Source organism: Micromonospora sp. FIMYZ51, assembly GCF_038246755.1.
GTDB lineage: Bacteria > Actinomycetota > Actinomycetes > Mycobacteriales > Micromonosporaceae > Micromonospora.
In genome coordinates this window covers 787,468-805,758 of the sequence record NZ_CP134706.1, presented here as the reverse complement: position 1 = coordinate 805,758, position 18,291 = coordinate 787,468, and the positions used below count along the sequence as shown (strand labels likewise).

The 18,291-nt window shown below is 71.8% G+C and carries 17 protein-coding genes, 1 tRNA gene and 1 pseudogene; 9 read left to right on the top strand and 10 right to left on the bottom strand.

What is annotated here, in order from left to right; translation table 11 throughout:
* Positions 1-80: 80 nt before the first annotated feature.
* Positions 81-932, bottom strand: coding sequence for a 16S rRNA (cytidine(1402)-2'-O)-methyltransferase (gene rsmI, locus QQG74_RS03960; protein WP_341718935.1), 852 nt, complete (start codon positions 930-932; stop codon positions 81-83).
* 193 nt (positions 933-1,125) lie between these two features.
* Between rsmI and QQG74_RS03955 the strand changes: the two genes are divergently transcribed.
* The gene (locus QQG74_RS03955; RefSeq protein WP_341721124.1) at positions 1,126-2,709 is read left to right on the top strand and encodes a phospholipid carrier-dependent glycosyltransferase; all 1,584 of its coding nucleotides are present in this window, start codon (positions 1,126-1,128) and stop codon (positions 2,707-2,709) included.
* A gap of 301 nt (positions 2,710-3,010) precedes the next feature.
* Here QQG74_RS03955 and QQG74_RS03950 read toward each other — a convergent pair whose 3' ends face one another.
* Positions 3,011-3,307, bottom strand: a complete 297-nt coding sequence (locus QQG74_RS03950; RefSeq protein ID WP_341718934.1) for a hypothetical protein — start codon at positions 3,305-3,307, stop codon at positions 3,011-3,013.
* 335 nt (positions 3,308-3,642) lie between these two features.
* On the opposite strand from QQG74_RS03950, the gene QQG74_RS03945 reads away from it, so the two are divergent.
* From QQG74_RS03945 to QQG74_RS03930, 4 genes are all read left to right on the top strand, one after another.
* Positions 3,643-4,701: a hypothetical protein gene (locus tag QQG74_RS03945; RefSeq protein ID WP_341718933.1), complete on the top strand. Its 1,059-nt coding sequence runs from the start codon at positions 3,643-3,645 to the stop codon at positions 4,699-4,701.
* 57 nt (positions 4,702-4,758) lie between these two features.
* Complete coding sequence (locus QQG74_RS03940) at positions 4,759-6,063, top strand: VWA domain-containing protein (protein WP_341718932.1); 1,305 nt, start codon at positions 4,759-4,761, stop codon at positions 6,061-6,063.
* A 2-nt stretch (positions 6,064-6,065) separates the two neighbouring features.
* Positions 6,066-6,869: a peptidase gene (locus QQG74_RS03935; protein ID WP_341718931.1), complete on the top strand. Its 804-nt coding sequence runs from the start codon at positions 6,066-6,068 to the stop codon at positions 6,867-6,869.
* A 123-nt stretch (positions 6,870-6,992) separates the two neighbouring features.
* A complete protein-coding gene (locus QQG74_RS03930; RefSeq protein ID WP_341718930.1) occupies positions 6,993-7,361 on the top strand; it encodes a VOC family protein in 369 nt (122 codons plus the stop codon).
* Between the two features lie 24 nt (positions 7,362-7,385).
* Here the strand turns inward: QQG74_RS03930 and QQG74_RS03925 are convergent, their stop codons facing one another.
* The 4 genes from QQG74_RS03925 to QQG74_RS03910 form a co-directional block, all read right to left on the bottom strand.
* Entirely contained in the window at positions 7,386-9,806 is a 2,421-nt protein-coding gene (locus QQG74_RS03925) for a DUF4132 domain-containing protein (RefSeq protein WP_341718929.1), read from the bottom strand.
* Positions 9,806-10,201, bottom strand: coding sequence for a hypothetical protein (locus tag QQG74_RS03920; RefSeq protein ID WP_341718928.1), 396 nt, complete (start codon positions 10,199-10,201; stop codon positions 9,806-9,808). The genes QQG74_RS03925 and QQG74_RS03920 overlap by 1 nt, the downstream gene beginning before the upstream one ends.
* Positions 10,202-10,238: 37 nt before the next feature.
* A complete protein-coding gene (locus QQG74_RS03915; protein WP_341718927.1) occupies positions 10,239-11,684 on the bottom strand; it encodes a family 43 glycosylhydrolase in 1,446 nt (481 codons plus the stop codon).
* A 137-nt stretch (positions 11,685-11,821) separates the two neighbouring features.
* On the bottom strand, positions 11,822-12,544 hold the full coding sequence (locus tag QQG74_RS03910; protein ID WP_341718926.1) for an SDR family oxidoreductase: 723 nt from the start codon (positions 12,542-12,544) through the stop codon (positions 11,822-11,824).
* A 102-nt stretch (positions 12,545-12,646) separates the two neighbouring features.
* On the opposite strand from QQG74_RS03910, the gene QQG74_RS03905 reads away from it, so the two are divergent.
* On the top strand, positions 12,647-13,504 hold the full coding sequence (locus QQG74_RS03905; protein ID WP_341721123.1) for a LysR family transcriptional regulator: 858 nt from the start codon (positions 12,647-12,649) through the stop codon (positions 13,502-13,504).
* 81 nt (positions 13,505-13,585) lie between these two features.
* Here QQG74_RS03905 and QQG74_RS03900 read toward each other — a convergent pair whose 3' ends face one another.
* A complete protein-coding gene (locus QQG74_RS03900; RefSeq protein ID WP_341718925.1) occupies positions 13,586-14,329 on the bottom strand; it encodes an SDR family oxidoreductase in 744 nt (247 codons plus the stop codon).
* Positions 14,330-14,411: 82 nt separating this feature from the next.
* Between QQG74_RS03900 and QQG74_RS03895 the strand changes: the two genes are divergently transcribed.
* The gene (locus QQG74_RS03895; RefSeq protein ID WP_341718924.1) at positions 14,412-14,819 is read left to right on the top strand and encodes a VOC family protein; all 408 of its coding nucleotides are present in this window, start codon (positions 14,412-14,414) and stop codon (positions 14,817-14,819) included.
* Positions 14,820-14,864: 45 nt separating this feature from the next.
* Here the strand turns inward: QQG74_RS03895 and QQG74_RS03890 are convergent, their stop codons facing one another.
* On the bottom strand, positions 14,865-15,845 hold the full coding sequence (locus tag QQG74_RS03890) for a DUF2804 domain-containing protein (protein WP_341718923.1): 981 nt from the start codon (positions 15,843-15,845) through the stop codon (positions 14,865-14,867).
* Between the two features lie 236 nt (positions 15,846-16,081).
* Between QQG74_RS03890 and QQG74_RS03885 the strand changes: the two genes are divergently transcribed.
* Positions 16,082-16,777 carry a proteasome protein gene (locus QQG74_RS03885; protein ID WP_341718922.1) on the top strand — a complete coding sequence of 232 codons (696 nt, stop codon included), beginning with the start codon at positions 16,082-16,084 and terminating at the stop codon, positions 16,775-16,777.
* Positions 16,778-16,781: 4 nt separating this feature from the next.
* Positions 16,782-16,919: pseudogene (locus tag QQG74_RS03880) on the top strand (site-2 protease family protein); the annotation flags it as partial.
* Between the two features lie 54 nt (positions 16,920-16,973).
* On the opposite strand, the gene QQG74_RS03875 reads toward QQG74_RS03880, so the two are convergent.
* Both QQG74_RS03875 and QQG74_RS03870 read right to left on the bottom strand, forming a co-directional pair.
* A tRNA-Ala gene (locus tag QQG74_RS03875) sits at positions 16,974-17,047 on the bottom strand.
* A gap of 290 nt (positions 17,048-17,337) precedes the next feature.
* Positions 17,338-18,159, bottom strand: coding sequence for a hypothetical protein (locus QQG74_RS03870; RefSeq protein WP_341718921.1), 822 nt, complete (start codon positions 18,157-18,159; stop codon positions 17,338-17,340).
* Positions 18,160-18,291 lie beyond the last annotated feature (132 nt).

Below are 18,291 nucleotides of genomic sequence, written 5' to 3'. Positions count from 1 at the left end.
CCTGGTAGCCGCAGCCCGGCGCCCAGTGGCGTTAGGAAGGGGCCCTTCCTATACACCAGGCGTTAACAAGGGGCCCTTCCTTACACCTGGTGCACGACGGCGTAGACGTCGCGGCGACGTAGGCCGAAGGCGGTCGCGACGTCGGTGATCGCGTCGCGGCGGCTCAGGCCCGCGGCCTCGCGCTCGGCCACTGCGGCGCGCAGCGCGTCGTCGTCGGGGCGGGTCGCGGGGGTGGCGGGGGCGCCGGCCACCACGAGGGTGATCTCGCCGCGCGGGTTGCCCTCGGCGGCCCACCTGGCCAGTTCACCGAGGGGACGACGCAGCACCTCCTCGTACGTCTTGGTCAGTTCGCGGCAGAGCGCGGCGGGTCGGTCCGCGCCGAACGTGTCGGCCAGGTCGGCGAGCGCGGCGGCGACCCGGTGCGGTGCCTCGAAGAGGACCAGGGTCCGTTCCTCGGTGGCCAGCGTCCGTAGCCGGGCCCGGCGGGCGCCCGGGGCGCGCGGCAGGAACCCTTCGAAGCAGAACCGGTCGCAGGGCAGCCCGGACAGGGCCAGGGCGGTGGTGACGGCACTGGGCCCGGGGGCGGTGGTGACCGGAACACCGGCGTCCAGGGCGGCCCGGACCAGCCGGTAGCCGGGGTCGGAGACGCTCGGCATCCCACCGTCGGTGACCAGAGCGACGAGGTACCCGGCGGCGAGCACGTCGACCAGTTCCGGCGTACGCCGCTCCTCGTTGCCCTCGAAGTAGCTGACGATCCGGCCGGGGATCGTCACGTCGAGGTCGCGGGCGAGCCGGCTCAACCGCCGGGTGTCCTCGGCGGCGACCACGTCGGCGGTGGCGAGCACGTCGCGCAGCCGGGTGGAGGCGTCAGCGGGATTGCCGAGCGGCGCACCGAGGAGCACCAGACGCCCCATTTCGGTCATTTCTCCCACAGGTCCGCTACTCCTTCATCGACGCTCGTACCGGATTTAAGGACGACCCACGCCATTGGCCCCCTCCGCAGCCTACGATCGCCGGGTGACGAGTGCGTCGACAGCACAGAGCGCCAGCGCGGACCGGCCGGATCCGGCGTCCGCGGCAGCCACTGCCGGCTCCACCGATCCGACGCCACGCGGCGTACCGGAGATAGTCCGGCGCCGGCTGGCCACCGTCGAGGGTCGGCTGGACGGACACTCCTGGCTGGCCACGATGCTTGTGGTGGCGATCGCGGCGATTGTCCGCTTCGCCAACCTCAGCCATCCGCCGGGCAAGATCTTCGATGAGATCTACTACGCCCGCGACGCCTGGGCCCTGATCGACAAGCACGTGGAGTGGAACTACAAGGACGGCGGCCCGTCGTACGTGGTCCACCCGCCACTTGGCAAGTGGTTGATCGGTCTCGGCGAGTGGGCCTTCGGCTACTCCGACGCCGAACACGGCATCTCGGTGCCCGGCCAGCTCTGGACCACCTCGCCGGAGTTCGGCTGGCGCTTCTCGGCAGCCCTGATCGGCACCCTCTCGGTGCTGCTGCTGATCCGGACCGGGCGCCGGATGTTCGGCTCCACGCTGCTCGGCTGCGCCGCTGGTCTGCTGCTCGCGCTCGACGGCTTCCACCTGGTGCTGTCCCGCACCGCACTGCTCGACATCTTCCTGCTGTTCTTCGTGCTGGCCGCGTTCGCCACGCTGGTGCTCGACCGGGACGCGACCCGGCGGCGCTGGGCCCGCGCCCTGGCGGCCGGGCTGGATCCCACCGCGCCGGGGCGCGCCGGCCGCCCGCCGGGCGGGTGGCGGAACTGGCCCTGGTGGCGGCTGGCGACCGGGGTACTGCTCGGTTGCGCCTTCGCGGTGAAGTGGAGCGCGCTGTTCTTCGTTCCGGCCTTCGCGCTGCTGATGCTGCTCTGGGACGTCGGTGCCCGCCGGTCCGCCGGGGTGCCCCGGCCGTGGCGGGCGACGATGCTCGACGGGTTCCCGCAGATGGTGCTCGCCGGGGTGCTGATGGCGGTCACCTACGTGGCGACCTGGTGGGGCTGGCTGCTCAGCCAGGACGGTTACTACCGGCTCGCCGAGCGGTACCCGGGCGCGGGCCTCAGCGACACGCCGGTGATCGGCGCGCTGTGGAACCTGGTCAAGTACCACCAGGCCGCGCTGGGCTTCCACAACCAGCTCGACGACGCGCACAAGTACCAGTCGCTGCCGTGGCAGTGGCTGTTGCTGGGCCGCCCAGTGGCCTTCTACTGGTCCGGCGACGGTAACTGCGGCCAGGCGAGCTGTGCCGCCGAGGTGTTGCTGCTCGGCACGCCGCTGCTGTGGTGGTCGTTCCTGCCCGCGCTGGCGGCGCTGATCTGGCTCGGCCTCGCCCGGCGGGACTGGCGGGCCGGCGCGATCCTGCTGTTCGTGGGCGCGGGGTTGCTGCCCTGGTTCTGGTTCGCCGCCGACGGCCGGACGATGTTCTCCTTCTACGCCGCGCCCGCGGTGCCGTTCCTCGTGCTGGCGGTGGTCTACGTACTGGGTGCGATCGCCACACCCGCCGGCCCCGGCGGTGGTCAGCCCGTCGGCGCTACCGACGACGAGGCCAGCCAGGATCGTCGGCTGGTCGGCGGGGTGATCGTCGGGGCGTACCTGGCGCTCGTCGTGCTCTGCTTCGCCTACTTCTATCCGATCTTCGTCGGCCAGGTCCTGCCGTACGCCGAATGGTCGGCACGGATGTGGTTGGACGGTCGCTGGATCTGAGCACGGCATCGGCCCCGGGCCCACCGCCCGGGGCCGGGCCTCGGCTCCGCCTATGCGAAGAGCCCATCCGCTGCGGCGGATGGGCTCTTTCGTACGTCAGGTGGGCCCTGCTGAGCACAAAAGGGCGCGCCCCGATCGCCTGCCACGGGGGAAGCGGGCGATTGGGGCGCGCATGAAAAGCTTAACCACCCATGACCAGCGGCACAACGGGGCGGCAAGGGTCAGATTTCCGACGATCGACTTTTACCGCCGGGATTGACGTCGGCGACCACCGCTGCGTGACCGATCACGGACGCTGCGCTCAACCCTTTTTCGGCCGAGGAGGAAGCTCGGCTCTTCTCGACCGCGGCGGAAGCCAGCCGAAGAACCGCTCCTGCAACGTGCCGGATCCGAGCGCCCGCAGGTCCTCGGCGGCGGCGGCCAGGCATGCCCCGAGGTAGACGCTGAGCATCGCCCGGTCGACCCCGTACTCACGCAGGAGTAGCTCGCGTTTGGCCGCGCACGGCCAGTCCGCACCACAGGAACCGCAGGTCCAGCCAGGTGCTACCGGGGTGTGTTGACCCGGTGTCGCCGGGATGTTGCCGTCCCCCTGGGGCACTGTCGCACCCGAGCGATCCGCGCCACTGGTCATCGCGTTCCCTTCCGCCTCCAACCTGGACGGCGGACGAGCAGCCGCCGTCGATCACACATCACCCCCACACACACCAAACCCAGCAGCGCCCGGAGCTGCCTCGGCGTTACATCATCGCGGCGGGCTGGTCAACCGTGGCCACCGAGCCGCCCATCCATCGCCGCCGATCGACCCTACGTGGCCGGACCGCCGGAAGCACATCTGCCGAGCCGGCGATTCCTGACCCGCCGCGGCGACCCGGTGTTGCCGCTACGCGGTAGCGTCAGGCGGTTCGCGTCCCCAGCAGGTGCCCGAGGAGTACGGTGAGTCACCCCCAGCCCCCAGACGGGCCACACGACCCCTACCAGCCGAATCCGCAGCAGCCGGGCGACCCGTGGGCAGCCCCGTCGGCCCAGCCCACGCCGGGGGCCGCACCGGACGTGAACTGGCCCGCTTCGCCGCAACCCGGAACCGACAACCCGTGGAGCGCGCCGCAACCCGGAACCGACAACCCGTGGAGCGCGCCGCAACCCGGAACCGACAACCCGTGGAGCGCGCCGCAACCGGGCGAGGCGCAGGCGCCCAGCTCGGGTACGCCGTACCCGCCGGGCGATCCCTACCAGGCGGGCGGCCCGTACCCGCCCGGCGGCGCTTACCCGCCGCCCGGTGGCCCGTACCCGCCCGGCGGCGGCTACCCGCCGAGCGGCCCGTACCCGCCAGGCGGCCCCGGTGTTCCGTACGGCCCGCCGCAGCCGACCGGCGGCCGTGGCGGCCGGACGGTCCTGATCGTGGTGATCGTGGTGGCGGTCGTGGCGCTGCTCTGCTGCGTCGGTGGCATCGCCGCGCTCATCGCCGGCGCGAGGCAGACCGCCGACCAGGTGTCCGAGGCGCTGCCCACCCCGACGGTCAGCTACGCCCCGTTGCCCACCCCGGCGACCAGCGCGCCCGCCCGGAGCACGCCGACCAGGCCGGCCCCCACCGGCGAGACCTTCAACATGAAGGCCGGCGACACCCTGGTCATCACCGACAACGACGGCACCGTCGAGATCACCGTGGCGAAGTTCCGCACGGTCTCGGAGGCATGTCAGACGTACGCGCCCAAACCACAGAAGGGCCGGTACCTGATCGCCGAGGTGACGGCCACCGTGACCAAGGGCACCGGTTCGATCAACCCGTTCTATTTCGAGTGGGTGGCCGACGACGGCACCACGGTCAACGGGCTGGTCGGCGCGCTGGCCGGCTGCGGGGATCCGCTCGGCGCCGGCAACAACCTGCGGACCGGCAGCAAGCGTTCGGGCACGGTGGTCTTCGACGTCGCCGACACCAATGGCGCGCTGGAGTACCAGCACCTCTTCGAGACCGCCGGCTCCTGGAAGCCGTGACACCTCACCGGGTGACCGGCGTCTCTGTCCTGAATGGACGTCGCTACACTCCGCCCGGTGATCAACAAGAGATGGTCGTCAGCCGTCCTGCTCGGACTGCTGGCGGCGACCACGCTGGCCGGCCCGGTGCCGGCATTCGCCGACGACGACAGGGCAGAACCCGTGGCCGAGCCGCCGCGCGTCCAGCTGGTGCTGGACGTGAGCGGCTCGATGCGGGCCACCGACATCGACGGACGCAGCCGGATCTCGGTGGCACAGCAGGCGTTCGGCGAGGTGGTGGACGCCCTGCCCGACGAAACCCAGCTGGGCATCCGGGTGCTCGGTGCCACCTACCGGGGCAAGGACAAAGAGCAGGGCTGCCTGGACACCCAGCAGATCGTGCCGGTCGGCCCGGTGGACCGGACAGCGGCCAAGGCGGCCGTGGCGTCGCTGCGCCCGACCGGATTCACGCCGGTCGGGCTCGCCCTGCGTGAGGCCGCCAAGGACCTCGGCACCGGCAGCACCGCCCGGCGGATCGTGCTGATCACCGACGGCGAGGACACCTGCGCTCCACCGGACCCGTGTCAGGTGGCCCGGGAGCTGGCGGCCCAGGGCACCACGCTTGTGGTGGACACCCTCGGCCTGGCCCCGGACGAGAAGGTACGCAAGCAGCTGCTCTGCATCGCCGCCGCCACCGGCGGCACGTACACCGCGGCGACAAGCGCCGACGACCTCACCGACCGGCTCAAGCAACTTGTCGACCGGGCCCGCGACACGTACGCGACCACGCCGGCCAAGGTCGACGGGGCGGACGTCTGCCAGGGTGCGCCGCTGCTCGCCCCCGGCGTCTACACCGACCGGGAGACCTTCTCCGAGCACCGCTGGTACCGGGTGCCGGTCCAGGTGGGGCAGGAACTGCGCGCCTCGGTCAGCGTGGCGATGGACCGGCCGGTCAACCCCGACTACGGCGTACTGCTGCGGGCCACCGCGTCCGACGGCCGGGAACTGGTCCGTGGCGTGGACGCCGGCAGCGGACGTACCGACGTGGTCTCGGCCGGGCTGCGCTGGTCGGCCAACGAGGACGGTGACGACGCCGAGCGCGACGAGGATGCGCCCACGCCGACGGCCAGCGCGACGCCCACCGTCACCACCGTCTGCCTGGTGGTCAGCAACATGTTCTCGCCCCGGTCGGGCACCGAGAAGGACCCCGGCATGCCGGTCGAACTGACCATCGACGTGGTCGCCGCCTCCCCCGCCCCCGACGGGCCGGACCTGGGCCGGGGCTGGGTGCTGTTGCTCCTGCTGACCGTGGCGGGGCTGCTCACCGGGCTCGTCGCCGGCCTGCTCACCCGCTGGTGGGTGGCCACCTGGAGGGAGAACTGAGGATGCGTACCCACCTGGCTACCGTGACCGCACTGCTGGCTGCGGGTCTCGTCCTGGCCCCGGCCACGGCGCTGGCCGCACCCACCCCGACCCCCTCGCCCGGCGCCGCCACCGTGACCAAGGCCGGCACCTCGTTCCTGAGCGCCACCCCGGTCGCCGCCGGCCAGCCGGTACGCGTCGGTGCCTCGACCGGCGAGTACCTCTACTGGTCGTTCTCGGCCGCCGCGGGTGAGACCCACGAGATCAGCGCGACCGTCGCGCTCGCCCAGAACCGCACCGGCAGGTCGACCTGGACCGTCGAGGTCTTCGACGGGCTGCGTCGCCGCCAGGCGTGCACGGCCGGTGCGCAGACGCCGACCGCCGACGCCTCGGCGAGCACCGTGGCCATCGGCTGCACCCTGCGGCGGGTCCGCCCCTGGGCCGAGCCGTGGTCCGCCGACCCGCTGCCCGGCACGTACTACGTGCGGCTCACCGTGGTCGACGTGCCCGAGCCCGACCTCGGCCGGCCGATCGACGTGGACCTGTTGATCTCCGCCACCGGCGACGCCGGCTCCGCTGCGGAGGACGGCAAACTGGAGGCCCCGCTGGTCCCACCGACAAACGCCGGCAGCGTGCTGGACGCGGAACCGACGGCTGCCCCCGCCGACGAGGACGAGGACGGCTGGAACCTCAACCTGACCGGTTGGCTGCCCGAGGCCGGCTCCCGCTGGATCTGGACCACGGCCGGCGGCATGCTCGCCGCGGTGGCCGGCGTCGTCGGCTTCGCCCTCACCCGCCGCCCTTCCGCCAGGCGGGTTCGCGCGTGAGTCCACCCACTCGGTAAGCCCCGCCGGCAGGTCACACCCTGGTGCCCGGGCGTGACCTGCCGGCGGCCCAGACCGGCGCTATCTCGGGCGACGTCTCGCCGTGGCTGGGCGACAATGGGCCGCATGCCGAGCCGCCTTGCCGCCATCGCCATCGACGCACTCCGACCGCGGGTGATCGCCGACTTCTGGTGCGCCGTCCTCGGCTGGCAGGTGGTCGATGAGGACGCCGAGGTGATCACCATCGCGGTCGCGGACCGATCATGGCCGATGATCGACGTGGCGGCCGTGCCGGAGGGCAAGGTGGTCAAGAACCGGTTGCATTTCGACCTGCGGGCCGACGGCGTGTCCACTGCGGCGGAGCTTGACCGGTTGCTCACCCTCGGCGCACGGCGCGTCGACGTGGGACAGGCCGCCAACGCCAGCTGGGTCGTGCTCGCCGATCCGGAAGGCAACGAGTTCTGCCTGCTGTCCCGCCCGGTGCAGGAACTTTAGCGAGACCGGCGAGCTTCGTCGCGGCTAGCCGGGCTTGATCTGCCGGGTGATCGACGGGTCGGTGATCTCGGCGTCCCGGGCCAGCAGCATCGCCTTGCTGAGGATGACGGCGAGCATGCCGTCCCCCTCGAACGGTAGGAACTGCTGCTCGCCCAGCCGGCCCGCGCCACGGTCCGGCACGATGCAGAGATACTCGTCGTTCGGGCTCATCAGGATGTTGCCCGACCCCAGGTGGATCCGGTACGTGCGCAGCTCACCGTCGACCACGAGGAACCGGCCGTCGATCCGGGCCCGCCGCCCCACCGCCAGCCGGGGCAGCAGCCGGGCCAGCAGGTCCCGCCGGGTCTCGGCGGTCGCCGACAGCTCCCCGAAGCTGTACGACGACCAGTAGTCCCGGAACCGACCCTGCGGGCCGCCGTCGGACCAGGTCGGATCGTTGCCGACGCTGGCCACCCCGACGAACAGGTCCACGTCCCGCATGATCTCGCTGAACACCAGCGGCGGGATCTGGTCGAGCGGCAGCGGGTCAACCGGGCGGGCGTCGGTCCACCGGGCGCCCGCGTAGCCGCCACCGGAGGCGTGCGACCAGTTCTGCGCGGCGGCGATCGGGTAGAAGCGCACCTGGTCGGTGACCAGCCGCAGGTACGACCCGCTCTCGGTGGTGTCGGTGCCGTAGTCGTCGCCGACACCCTCCACCCAGTACTCGGCGCGCAGCCCCCAGCCCGGCAGTTCGCGCAGCGTGGGCGGGTACGAGTCGTCGACCATCAACCGGAGCCGGTCGGACCAGCCCCGGATCGCGGCCAGCGCGTGGTATTGGTGCTGGCGCAGGATGTGCCCGGCGAACCGGTTGGAGTACGTGCCGGTGGCCTCCTCGGCGGGGGTGAGCAGATAGACCTCCCGGTGCGCCTGCTTGAACGGCTGGACGATCAGGTGCCGCTCCAGCCACTCCCGCCAGGCGACGACCTCCGGCACCGGCCGCCCGATCGGGTGCCAGATCCGCACCTCGGCATCGTCGGCGGCGGTGACCGCAGTGTCGTCCACCGTGCGCAGCGCACCGTCGGCCCAACCGCAGGGCACCCCGTCGACCAGCCAGAGCAGCCGGCGGGCCAGCACGCCGACAAGCGGATGGTCCAGATAGCGCTGCCGCCAGACGGCAAGGGGCCAGCTGCGCTGGGCCAGGAAGAGCCGGTCCAGCCGGGCCGCCTGGGCGGCCAGCATCCCGGTGACCTCCTTGGCCAGGCCCTTCAGCTCGGCCAGTGCCGGGACGTGGTCGCGGCGTACCGTCGCCGGCGGGCTCTTCACCTGCCGGCCGGCCTGGTTGTGCCAGACCAGGGTCGCGCCCGTGGCAACGATCAGCAGTTCGGCCCGGCACCCGCCGAGGACCACCTCGTGCCGGCCCACCTCGGTCAGGCCGTAGTCCGGGACGGCCAGTTCCTCGATCTCGTCCCGGCCGATGCCGAGCGCCGCGGCGCGGACGTCGAGCGCCTTGTCGATCTCGTTGCGGGTGCCCTTGTAGGTGACCCGGGCCGACAGCCGGGCCAGCTGCGCCAGCGCCGCCTCGCCGTCGAGCCGTCCGAGCACCCCGACCGCCGCGTTTGCCACCTTCGGGCAGGCCGGCCCGATCCCGGGCAGCCGGCGCAGCATCGCCTCGACCAGGCCACCGATCCGGCGTACCTGCTCGGGGGCGGGCGCGGACCGCTCGGCCAGCCAGAGCAGACCGCGCAGCAGGTCCGCGTTGGCCGAGGTGGGCTGCGACTGTGGGGTACGCGATGCGGCGGCCAGCCACCCGTCGAGCACCCGCATGGTCTCAGCCGGATCGATCTCGGCGAGCAGCCGGGACGCCTCGGCCGACCAGCCGGCCGTGGGGCGGGCGGTGATCGCGGTGCTGGCATGGGCGATCAGCCGCTGCCAGGCCGGGTCGAGGGTAGACAGCTCGGTGCCGATCTGCTCGGCCCACGGGTCGCTCGGGTCGAGGTACGGCCCGCCCAGCTCGGCCACCAGCAGGCGCAATCGTTGGCTCTCCCCGGACCGGTCGGTCATCACCTTCGCCAGGTCGGCCGGGAGCGGGCCGGTCGCGGCCAGCCCGCGGGCCACGATCTCCAGCGCGCTGGGCGGCAGCCCATGCCACATCTGGACGGCGTACGCGGTGAGATCCTTGAGCTGCTCGGCGGTCAGCTCGGTGGGGAGCCGCCGGGCCACCTGGTTGATCATGTCTCGCGCGGCCCAGGAACGCACCGGGTTCTTCAGCGCGATGCGGACCATGCCGTGCACCAACCGGGCCACATCCGGGCGGGACAGCGGGCGCAGGGACTCGCGTACCGCCGTGTGGTGCCGGCAGACCACGGCCTGCGCGTAGAGGTGGTCGGCCAGTGCGGTCAGGTCGTTCGCGGCGACCAGGTCCCGGGTGCGAGTGACGTACCAGACGGTGGCGGTGGCGGTGGTCATCAGCCACCCACCAGCGGGACGAGCTTGAGGAAGGTGACCTCGGTGTCGCGGCGCAGGTCGAGCTCGTCGTCCAACTCCTCGACCTGGCGGTCGCCGACCAGCACCACGAAACCGTTGCGGCCGAACGCCTCCTCGGCCAGGGCCACCTGCCGCGCCGGGTCGACCCGGCGCGGCGACCGCTCGGCGGGATCGCCGTTCAACGCCTGCTCGGTCCGGGTGGGCTGCACGAGCAGCCGGCGCGGTGCCGGGGTGGCGGCGTGGTATTCGGCCACCTCCTGGTGGATCCGCCGCCGGATCAGCTCACGCAGCGTCAGCCGCTCCTCGAAGATCCGCAAGGCCCACGCGGGGGTACGCGCACCGGCCGTGCTCTCGTCCACAAAGGTCACCGTCGCCATGTCGCGGGAGTCTAGGCACCCCCACCGACACGTTCGGCTACTCCAGGGCGAAGGTGGCGGACGCCCGCCCGGCCGCGTCCGCAACGGCTTCGAGATACAGCAGTCCGTCCCGGTGCCGGACGTACTGGCCGGGGAAGTTCACCGACTCCAGGGACACCTTGGCGGGGTCGGCCAGGCCGGGCCGGCGGAGGAACGTCGCGTCCTGCCGGAACAGGCTGGTGCCGTCGTTGCGCTCGACCCAGAGCTGGTGGTTGCGGTGCCGCAGGTAGTAGCCGGGATAGTTTGTCGACTCCAGCGAGATCGCCGCCGGGTCCGCCAGCCCAGCGACGATCCGGAACTGAGAGTCGGCGAGGTTTGTGACGTTCGGCTCCAGGCGCGCCCGGAACTCCCAGTGCCGCAGGTAGCGGTCCGGCAGGTCGTGTGCCCGCAGCCGGACCGGAGTCACGCCGTCCGGCACCGGTACGCCGAAGTTCGGCGTACCGTCGGCGTTCCAGTAGACCCGCTGGATGCGGGTCCGCCGGTTCGGATCGTTGAGTGGGTCGTAGCCGTTGCCGAGGTACCGCTCGTAGTTGCGGGAGTGGTAGACGATCACGTCGCTGCCGTCCTCGGCGACGGTGAAGGAGTTGTGTCCCGGTCCCCACTGGCCGGTCCGGCTGTCGCTGGCCAGCACCGGCGTGGCCCGCTTCGACCAGGAGGCCGCGTTCAGCAGGTTGCTGCCCGCCGAGGCGGTGAGCAGCCCGACGGCGTAGCTGGCGTCGGTGGCGCTCGCCGAGTAGGTCATGAACACCCGGCCGTTGCGGATCAGCACCGCCGGTCCCTCGTTCACCCGGTACCCCCGGGTCTCCCAGGCGTACGTGGGGGTGGCGATCAACGTCGGGGTGCCCGCGTACGTCCACGGGTTGACCGCGCGGGCGAGGTAGATGTTGGAGTTGCTGCCGGCGTACTCCGCCCAGGCCAGGTAGCGCTGGCCGTTGTGCACGAAGGTGGTCGCGTCGAGCGAGAAGCTGCTCCGGGCCGGCTGGAGTTGGCCACGCTCGGCCCACGGCCCGTCGAGCGGGTTCGCGGCGCTGCTCTCCAGCACGTACGGCCGGATGGCCCAGACGTCCTCGGTGCGACCGGCGGCGAAGTAGACGTACCACCGGCCGTCGATGAAGTGGATCTCAGGTGCCCAGATGTGCGCGCCCATCTCGCCGCTGCTGTGCCGGCGCCAGATCACCCGCTCGCTGGCGGTGGCGAGTCCCTGGAGCGTGGTGGCGCGGCGGAGCACGATCCGGTCGTACTCGGGCACGGTCGCGGTGAAGTAGTAGTAGCCGTCGGTGTGCCGGTAGATGTGCGGGTCCGCGCGCTGTTCGGCGAGCGGATTGGTGAAGGTCACGGCGGCCGCCCGCACCGGGGCAGCGGGCCCCACGACGGCGACGGTGGCCGCCGTGACCAGCGTGGTGAGAGTGGCCGCCAGCAACCTGCCACAAAGCTTCAGTCGCATGTCTCGTCGCCTCTCGTCACCACGCTTTCACACCCACCAACTGATTGATAACGTTCACATCCCGACATCGTCAAGGGATCGACGCCCATCGGTAAATGTGGGCGCTCCTGGCACCCGATGCCGGGACATGTTCGGAATCACCAGGGGATCACGCCGTCGTCGTTGAAGAACGAGCCGGTCGGGCCGCCGTCGGGCAGAGTGGCCAGCCGGATCGGGGTCGCCGCCGCCTCCTGGGGTGGCCGGCCATGGAAGCCGGTGAAATCCGTCGCGATCAGGCCCGGACAGGCGGCGTTGATGAGGATGCCCGTGCCGGCGAACTGCCGCGCGTAATGCACCGTGATGGCGTTGAGGAACGACTTCGTCGGCGAGTAGGCCGCCATGACCGGGCCGACTTCGATGTTCGGGTCCGTCTGCCAGGTCAACGATCCGACGCTGCTGGAGATGTTGACGATGCGCGGGGAGACCGAGCGCCGCAACATCGGCAGCATCGCGTTGGTCACCCGGATCACGCCGTAGACGTTGGTGTCCACGACCGTGCGGACCACGTCGAGGTCGAGCGTGGTCGGATCCTGCACCCATCCCGGCCCGCTCTCTCCCGAGATGCCGGCGTTGTTGACCAGGACGTCGAGGCGGTCGATCAGTTCGGCCGCCTCGGCGACGCTCCGGTCGCTTGTCACGTCCAGCGGGACCGGGAACGCGTCCACCCCGGCGGCGATCAGCTTCTGCACGGCCGCCTCGCCCCGCCCACGGTCGCGGGCCCCCACCGCCACCCGGTAGCCTCGCGCGCCCAGCCCGGCCGCGATCTCGTAGCCGAGTCCCTTGTTCGCGCCGGTGACCAGCGCGGTCTTCGTGTCACTCATGACGCCGATGGTGGCTCGGCAACGAGTGCCGCCGTTACACCGGTTGGGTGCGCTGTCATACCCGGCCGGTATCACCGCAGTATCGTCGCTGTCGTGGACACTCTGGAGACCCGCGAACTCAGGTACTTCGTCACGGTCGCCGAGGAACTGCACTTCAGCCGGGCGGCCGAGCGCCTCGGCATCGCCCAGCCACCGCTGTCCCGGGCGATACAGCAGCTGGAACGGCGCCTCGGCGTCACCCTGCTCGACCGCAACCGCCGGGGCGTCACCCTCACCGGCGCAGGTCAGGTGCTGCTCGACGAGGCTCGCACCATCCTCGACGCCACCGCCGCAGCCGCCCGCCGTACCCGCCGGGCCGCGTCCGCCCCGAACCACCTGACGCTTGCCACGAAGGCCGGGGCGAATCACGAGCTGTTGCGGAAGCTGCTCGACGCCCACGCCGCCGAACCTGGCGCGGTCGAGGTCGACGTGCTGCTCTGCCGCATGGGCGAACAGGCGCGGATGCTGCGCGACGGCCGCGCCGACGTCGCCCTCATGCAGCGCCCCTTCGACGACCTCGCCAGCCTCGACACCGAGGACCTGCTTACCGAACACCAGGTCGCCATCGTGCCCGCCGGGCATCCCCTCGCCGCGCGTACGTCCCTGAGCATGGCCGAGATCAGCGACGTACCGGAGCTGCCGGTCGCCCGCTGGCCCCGGCAGGACGGCACGTACGAGCCCGGCCCGGGCCCCGAGATCCACGACCAGTCGCAACTGGCGCAGCTGATCGCCCTCGGACGCACCATGGCCGTCCTCTGCGCCTCGTCCCGATCGTGGCTGTGGAACGCGCACACCGCCGTCCCGCTCACCGACGCACCGCACGTCACCACCGTGCTCGCCTGGCCGCCGCACAGCCGCTCCCGGGCCGTCGCCGGGCTCGTCCGCACCGCCACCCAGCTGCGACAGGAGCCTACGACCTGACCGGCCGACGCGACGTTCAGGCCGTCGCGCCTCCAGGCCGAGCGACGTTCAGGCTGACGCGCGTTGAGGCCGACGCGACGTTCAGGCCGTCGCGCCGCCGTCGACGGCGATCGACGCGCCGGTGATGTGCCGTCCGCCGTCCCCCACCAGGTGACTCACCGTGGCTGCCACGTCGGCCGGTGACGCGTACCGGCCGAGGGCGATGTGCGACCGCTGCGCGTCGGCGCCGGCACTGTCCGCCGGGTTCATGTCGGTGTCGGTCGAGCCGGGCAGGATCAGGTTGACGGTGATCCCGCGCGGGCCGAGTTCGCGGGCGAGTGCCCGGGTCAGCCCGTTGACCGCGCTCTTGGTCATCGCGTACGCGCTCACCCCGGGAGCCGGCACTCGGCTGGCGAAGCTGCTGCCGATGTTGACGATCCGGCCGCCCGCGCCCATGTGGCGTACCGCCGCCTGGGTGGCCAGGTAGACCCCGCGTACGTTCACCGCGACGGCCCGGTCGAGGTCGTCGAAGCTGACCGACTCGATCGGCCCACCCGCGAACACCCCGGCGTTGTTGACCAGGATGTCCAGCCGCCCCAACTCGGCAACGGTCCGCTCGACGGCACCGACCACCGCCGCCGGATCGGCGCTGTCCGCACTGATCGACAGGCCGCTACGCCCGTACGCCTCGATGTCGGCAAGCACGGCCTTCGCGCTCGCCTCCGCGGCGCGGTAGGTGAACGCGACGTGGATGCCGTCCTCGGCCAGCCGTCGCGCGACGGCGGCGCCGATCCCGCGGCTGCCACCTGTGACCAGCGCAACCCGGCCGGCGAATTGAACCGTCATACCGCAATCCTGACAGTCGACTCAGGACATGGATCATGCGGGTCGGTCGGCGTACCCGAAGCCGGCGGGCTAGCCTGCTGTCATGACCGAAGGACCGGCTCGGTTCGGCGGACGGCACGACGTCGTCCTCGCGGTGGTCCTGGACTGTGCCGACCTCGATCGTGCGGGGACGTTCTGGTCCCAGGTGCTCGGATACGTGGCCGGACCCCTCTCGCCCGGGCGCTACCGGCGCCTGCTGCCAGCCGACGGCAACGGCGTCGAGCTGCTGTTGCAGCGAGTCCCCGAGCCGAAGGCACAGAAGAACAGAATGCACCTGGATCTGCGCGTGCCCGACCTGGAAGCAGAGGTGACCAGGCTGATGTCGCTGGGCGCGCGGCGCATTACCGAAACCTGCATCGAAGAAGACGGCTGGGCCTGGCACGTGCTCGCCGACCACGACGGCAACGAGTTCTGTGTACTGCGGCCACCGGCGGCACGCGTAGAAAATTGATCCACCGCACCGGTGCGATTCACGTGCCCCGGCCTGGCCCGCGCGCTACCAGCGGTTGCGCGCCTCCTCGGCCCAGCCGACCAGCCCGTCCAGGTCGATCCGCTCGCCGTCGTCGGTCGTCGCCCAACCGGTGAAGTGCCCGAAGCACTGATGCGTCTCGTTGGCGAGCACACCGAGATTGGTCCGGGCGACCTTCTCGTGAAAGGGATGGAACCGCACGGCCACCCGTGCACCGCTGATCCGCCACGGCCGCAGCCAGTCGGCGCGGTCGTACTCCCAGCGCAGGTCATCGCCGATCTTGTGCAGCCGGCCGTCGACGAAGAGGCCGTTCTCGGTGGAGCCGGTGCGGTCGGTCCACCGTCCGCCGAGTTGGATGGCCCGGCCCGGGCCGCTGCCGGCAGCCCAGTTCCAGCGGATCGCGTACGGCCACCGGCCGCGCCCGTGGTCGAGGACGGCAAACGAGTCGGCCTCGGCGATCACGTGGTCCTCCCCGTTGACCCGCAGCTTGCCGCGTACCGGGCGACCGACGTCCTTGACCGTGTACTGGAAGCGGCGGGTGCTCCAGGGCACCACCACGCTGAGCGACTCGTTCCCCTCCGGCAGCGCCACCACCAGATCGACCTCGATGTCCGGGGCAGCGGCGCGGATCGTGGTCCCGGTCACCGCCTGGTCGATGTCGATCGAGATCCCGCCGCCACGGGCCCGCACCACACCCACCCCGCTTACCGGCGGGAAAACGGTGCCCCGAGCGAAGGGAACCACCACGCTCCGGTCGGTCTCGACATTCGTCGTACGGTCGAGCACGTAGAGGCTGTGCACCCCGGCGTAGTCCAGCGACGAGGCGACCAGGCCGACGATGTGGCGCGGCGTGACGATTCCCCAGTACTCCCAGCGTTTGTTGCGGCCCCAGCCGCGCAGGTTCGCCCGGTGTACGGGACGCCGGCTCCAACCCACCGCGGCGGGACGCAGCCGCCCGTTGGCCAGGCACAGGTCGATCGGCTCAGTGATCTCCTTCTCGTGCGTCACGACCGCGAGCGTATCCACTTCTCGCCGAGCGGCTCGTCATCGTACTGGTCATTCCGGCCACCGCTTGACCGGCCGCCAGCACCCCGCCCGCCCGGTCGGCCTGAGAGTCCTCTCCTGTGCGGCGGGAGGGGGATTCTCGTCCGGGGCAGCGAACGGGCCGACACCCGTCGGGGTGTAGGCACGCGGGATGCCGGGTACCTCGCGCCCAACCTCATACCCCTGCCCTGGAGGACCCCATGACCGTCGTACTCGCTGTCGTCTGTAGCGACGGGGTGGTGATCGGCGCGGACTCCCAGATCACCGAGAGCGACCGCGGTCTGAGCTTCCCCGCCCAGAAGCTGCACCCGCTGGGCTCCTGCGCCGCCTGGGGCGGCAGCGGCGCGCGAGGCGTACTCAACGACCTGCGCCCGCTCCTCCAGGACTCGGCCACCGCAATCCTCGAAGCACCCGACATCGGCGACGAGTTGCAGGAGCGCGTCCTGCCCGTCTTCAAGAAGCACTACGAGAAATACATCCCGGAGGTGCCCGGCGAGGACGGCGGCGGCGGAGTGTCGGCGTACCTGCTCGCGGCCGGCTACAGCCAGGGCGGACCGTGGATCGTGGAGATCAACCCCAACGGGCTCATCGGCCGCTACGAAGACGTGGGCTTCCACGCCATCGGCTCCGGCGCGCCCATGGCCCAGCAGGCCGGCGCGCTGCTGTCCCACTTCCGGATGACCACCCGCACCGTCGAGTACGGCGTGGTGGGCGTGGTACGGGTACTGGAGTCGCTGGAACGGACCTCGCCTTCGGTCGGCGGGCCGTTCAGCGTCGCGTGCATCCGCGAGGAGGGCGCCCACCATCTTGAGGAGAAGGAGATCGCCAAGGCACTGAAGGACGCCCAGCGCTGGCGCGACCTCGAACAGGAAGCGCTCGACCGGCTGTTCGACTGACGCCGGCGTACCCGTCGGGGTCAACTGGAGTGTCCTGGTCATCTTCGCGTTGATCGCCTGGGCACTGGCCGCCTGACAGTTCCCGGACGGCTACCCCGACGAGCCGACCTGGGCGTACGCGCTCTCCGGGTTGGCCGCCGCGGGACAAGTCCGAAAAAGGCCGTCTCCGACTTGCGGAAACGGCCTCTGAACTGGGTGGAGCTGAGGGGATTTGAACCCCTGACCCCCTCGATGCGAACGAGGTGCGCTACCGGTCTGCGCCACAGCCCCTCCGCCGGCGGACCGGCGTCGGTCCCACCCGGCTTACACCGGGCGGGCCGGCGACAAGGCTAACAGGTCGACCGTCCCGGCCGCGAACCGCCCCGCCCACCGGTGTTGGCACCGTGTTGGCACCACCGGGCGGGCCGGCACGATCATCGTGTGCCGCTCCCCACGTGCCGCTCGGGCGGCGGCCCGCCCGCAGTGTTGACTCCCGCAAGCGCGGCGCCCACCGGCAGTGTTAATAAGGGGCCCTTCCTCTACCGCAGGCGTTAAAAGGGGGCCCTTCCTTACATGCCGCCTTACATGCCGCGGCCGGTTTCGTAGGGGCGACCGCGGAGGCCGCCGGTGCGGCGGTAGGAGACGGAGCCGCCGTTGGCCGCCGCCGGGAGGTCGGCGGGGCGGTCCAGGCCCATGGCGGTACGCCGGACGGCCTCCCGCTGGGCGGCCAGGCGACGTTGCGCCTCGCGGCGGGCGGCGGCGCGACGGGCCTGTTCCCGGCGTACCTCGGCCTGGCGGGCGGCCAGCCAGGCGGCCTCGCGGGCGCGGGCGCGACGGCGGCGGCGCTCGGCGACCGCGCGGGCGCGCAGGTGGGCGACGTACACGATCAGGAGGGTGCCGGTGACCGCGAAACTGATCCAGAAGCCGGGACCGACCACCAGCACGCCTACCAGTTCGACGGCGTTGAGCAGGACCAGCGCGGCGAGCACCCGGCGACGGCGGTAGACGGCGGGGGTGTGCTGGCGACGCCGGTCCGGGCGGCGGCGGGATCGGCCGCTGACCGACGGTACGGCGCGCAGCCGGCTCGGCCGACCGGAACGCCGCCCGCCGCCGGGCTCGCCACCTGAGCGGCGGGCGGCGGGCGGGCCGGAGACCGGGGCGGCGAGCGCGCCCGAGCTGGCATCCTCACTGAGGGTGACGACCAGGGTGCGGGGCGCGTTGACCGGGCGCCGGCCCGGGACAGTGCGACGTCGTCGACGGCGCTCGAGCACCCGCGCCGTCGACTGCGCCCGCTCCGCCACCAGCCGCTCGGCGGCGTCGTACCGGCGGACCAACGCCGGAGCGAGGGCGAGCAGACCGGCGGCGGCGAGGACGGCGAGGAGCACCGAGGTCGGCACCCTCACCCCTCCCGTCACCGAATTCGGAGCAACCACCGCCCGGCCGCAGGATCTTCCACCGACCGGTGCCGGCGGCGTGAATCGTGCAGGTCGGGCAGCGCTTGCCGCAGCTTGCAGTTACCTGAGGTTACGGGTCAC